General features: G+C 66.3%; 2 protein-coding genes and 3 pseudogenes. 4 read left to right on the top strand and 1 reads right to left on the bottom strand.

Annotated elements, in window-relative coordinates; all coding sequences use genetic code 11:
* Positions 1–133, top strand: a pseudogene (locus ACIQMV_RS39320) (IS5/IS1182 family transposase); the annotation flags it as partial.
* Positions 134–142: 9 nt separating this feature from the next.
* On the opposite strand, the gene ACIQMV_RS39315 reads toward ACIQMV_RS39320, so the two are convergent.
* Positions 143–1,570 (bottom strand): hypothetical protein, encoded by a 1,428-nt coding sequence (locus tag ACIQMV_RS39315; protein WP_402597914.1) that lies wholly within the window; start codon positions 1,568–1,570, stop codon positions 143–145.
* Positions 1,571–1,581: 11 nt separating this feature from the next.
* On the opposite strand from ACIQMV_RS39315, the pseudogene ACIQMV_RS39310 reads away from it, so the two are divergent.
* From ACIQMV_RS39310 to ACIQMV_RS39300, 3 genes and pseudogenes are all read left to right on the top strand, one after another.
* Positions 1,582–2,249 (top strand): annotated as a pseudogene (locus ACIQMV_RS39310) (IS701 family transposase); the annotation flags it as partial.
* Entirely contained in the window at positions 2,170–2,568 is a 399-nt protein-coding gene (locus ACIQMV_RS39305) for a transposase (protein ID WP_402597913.1), read from the top strand. The pseudogene ACIQMV_RS39310 and the gene ACIQMV_RS39305, both read left to right, overlap by 80 nt.
* A 213-nt stretch (positions 2,569–2,781) precedes the next feature.
* A pseudogene (locus tag ACIQMV_RS39300) lies at positions 2,782–2,955 on the top strand (SAM-dependent methyltransferase); the annotation flags it as partial.
* Positions 2,956–3,049 lie beyond the last annotated feature (94 nt).

Here is a 3,049-nt window from a genome sequence, read left to right as displayed (position 1 = left end):
GCGGACCTTCGCCTGGCTCCACCAGTTCAAACGACTCCGGATCCGCTACGAGATACGCGCCGATCTCCACCTCGGCCTCCTCCAACTCGCCTGCAGCATCATCTGCTTGAGACGACTCCGGACCTCATTCTGAAATGATCAGTTACTCGGTTTCGGTGTCTGCGGGGGATCGGTGGGTAACTTCGGGGCGTGAAGCGCGAAGCGGCCCGTAGTGCCAGGTGATGGCGATCGCGATGGAGGTTGCGGCCAGCACCGATAGCTGGACGAAGTCCTGTATACCGTTTGTGCGGCTCTGTATCAGCATCGGGAGTGACACGAATACGGCGAGGCCGAGTAGCAGGGCGACCCTCGGGTGTATTTCCGGCCGGTAGCGGCTGTAGCGGACCTCCCGGACCGTGCGTTGGGGGGCGGGTTCTGCCATCCGACGGTTCGGATGACGTTCCAGGTGATCCACGACGTGTCCGAGGGGGGTGGCGCACCACAGGAGTTCGTCAGCGTCGGTAACGAACGCCAGGGCATAGGGTTCCCGATCCGGTCCGCGCCGGGTCCGCTCCCAGAACAACCAGCCCTGCTGTCCCGCCAGATCCATACCTGGATCGCGGGCATCGGTATGAGCGGGGACGACCACATCGATCTCATGGGTGGGCCCGGTCGCTGTGACGAGTCGCAGATAGGTGTCGGGGGTGTCACTTCTGTCCCAGAGGCGCGAGTCCTTCGTGGCTACGGCGCCCACCACCCGGCATCGCAAAGCCGCCACGTGTTCCGGACGACCAGCGCAGTTCTGCAGTGGTGCCGTCCTGTCGGCAGTGACCCACGGCCGGAAGATGATGCTGATGATACCCGCGACGGCCAGGCCGATCGCGATGAAGAAGTACACCATGCCCCCGCTCTGCTCCCAGTCCAGGGGCTCCTGCGGGTCCCTGACAATGCCCAGCCCGGGCCGGTCCGGGGCATAGAGGATCTCGACCGTGTCGCCGACTTGAGGGCGTTCCCGCATCAACTGTGCGTCAAGACGCACAGTCCGTGTTCCGCTGGAGTAGGGGACCTCCACGCTGATGTCGCTTTGCCAGTAGGCGCGTACGCTGCGGCCCTCCCGTTTCTCGACCTTGGTCACCGGCCCCAGCCCGGTGATGGGCAGTGGTCGCGTGATGCCCCCGGCCTGGGTGAGCCAGGCGACCGGATCGTGGGCCGGGTCGGGCGGCGCGACGGAGAGAGTGGCCATCGTGAACAGGTACAGCACAGTCAGCGTGACCCTGATGCAGCGTGCAAATCCGAAATGGCCCGGAACACGTGGCAGCACGGCGGGAAGAAGCGGCCGGGAGACTTTGCGGCCGGGAGCGGCCGGCGGTGTTCCGCCGCGTCGGTGGTACAGGAGCATCCAGGCCAGTCCGAGGGCAGCTGTCGCGGCCAGCGGTATCAATACGTCCCAACGGGGCGTTGAACCAAAGAAGTTGTAGTCCTTGATCTGAAGAGTCACCATCGTTCCGGCGATGGTCGCCCAACCAAGCCAGACGCCCTGCCTCATGGCCCGCCGATACGGCACTTCCCGAGCCTTCCCCTGCACCGCCATCCGCTCCCCCGATGCGATTGTCGTTGCACTCAGCCGCACATTGGGATCTCGTTGAGGTCGGTGCGGGCCTGAGTACGGCCACCGTTGATCAACGTGTGTTGTGTGGACAAACGAAGAGACGGTGACCGCGAGCCACAGCATAGATGCTGATCGCTGGCGCACGATGTTCGAGGGGCTGACGGGCCGGATCGCAGGCCGGTTCGCGCGGGTGGAACCCCGGCGCCGGGTGCGCAAGCTGGTGCTGGGGCTGCTGTCGGACCTGCCGCGCAAGAACTGCTGGACCATTGCGGAGTGGGCCGGGGATGCCACCCCGGACGGCATGCAGCACCTGCTCGGCCGGGCCAAGTGGGATGCCGACGCGGTACGCGACGACCTTTGCGGCTATGTGGTGGAGCACCTTCATGACGAGCAGGCGGTGCTGGTGGTCGACGAGACCGGGGACGTGAAGAAGGGCACCCGCACCGTCGGCGTGCAGCGCCAGTACACCGGCACCGCGGGCCGGATCGAGAACTCCCAGGTCGCCGTCTACCTGGTCTACGCCGGACGGCGCGGGCACGCAGCGGTGGACCGGGAACTGTACCTCCCGCGCTCCTGGACCGATGACCAGGACCGCTGCCGGGCCGCCGGCCTGGGCGACGACTCCGTCTTCGCCACCAAGCCGGAGCTTGCCGCTCGCATGCAACCCGGAACGGCTGTGCAGTGAGGCCTCGTTCGCCGCATTGTGCGGCGTCAGCCCCGTCGAGGCGTCCCCCGGGAAAACCCAGCGCAGACGCCTCAACCGCGGCGGTAACCGGCAGACCAACTCCGCCCTTTACACCGTCGTGCTGGCCCGCCTCCGCTGGGACTCCCACACCCGCGGCTACATCGACCGGCGCATCGCCGAAGGGAAGACCCGGCGCGAAGCACTCCGCTGCCTCAAGCGCTACGTTGCCCGCGAGATCCACCGGCTCATCGCCTCGTCCAACACAGGCTCCGAAACCCACTCTCTGGCGGCTTGAAATCCATAGGGGTATCAAGACCGCCGAGTCCTACCAAGCGGCCGTCACCCTCGCCTCGCTCCTGATGTGGGCGTGACATTCGAGGCTCGCTTCGGTACGGCCGTGCCCGATAAGGGGCGCCGGGATCAGCGGCGCACCTCGCCGCGCCCGCTTGGCGCCATAACCCGAAAAAGCAGTGGCCACGCGGGCTCGCGGCCACATACGTTCGCCTCCATGGTTGACGCAGCTTTCGGGCATCCGCGCTTCGCCGCCATCTACGACGCACTCGATCCGGACCGCAGCGATCTCGACGCGTATCTCGCGATGGCGGAGGAGTTCGACGCGCGGTCCGTGCTGGACATCGGGTGCGGTACGGGCGTGTTCGCGCTGCTGCTCGCCGAGCGCGGGTGGGCTTGATCCGCTTTGGCGGACATCCGAGATCAGGGGTTGAGTCCCCGGAAGGATGTCCACCATGGAGAGCATGGGGAAGAAGAAGCCTCGT

Origin of the sequence: Streptomyces sp. NPDC091412, assembly GCF_044756885.1 — a bacterium.
Classification (GTDB): domain Bacteria; phylum Actinomycetota; class Actinomycetes; order Streptomycetales; family Streptomycetaceae; genus Streptomyces.
Note: the sequence above shows the minus strand (reverse complement) of the source record. Positions and strands in the feature narration are given on the sequence as shown.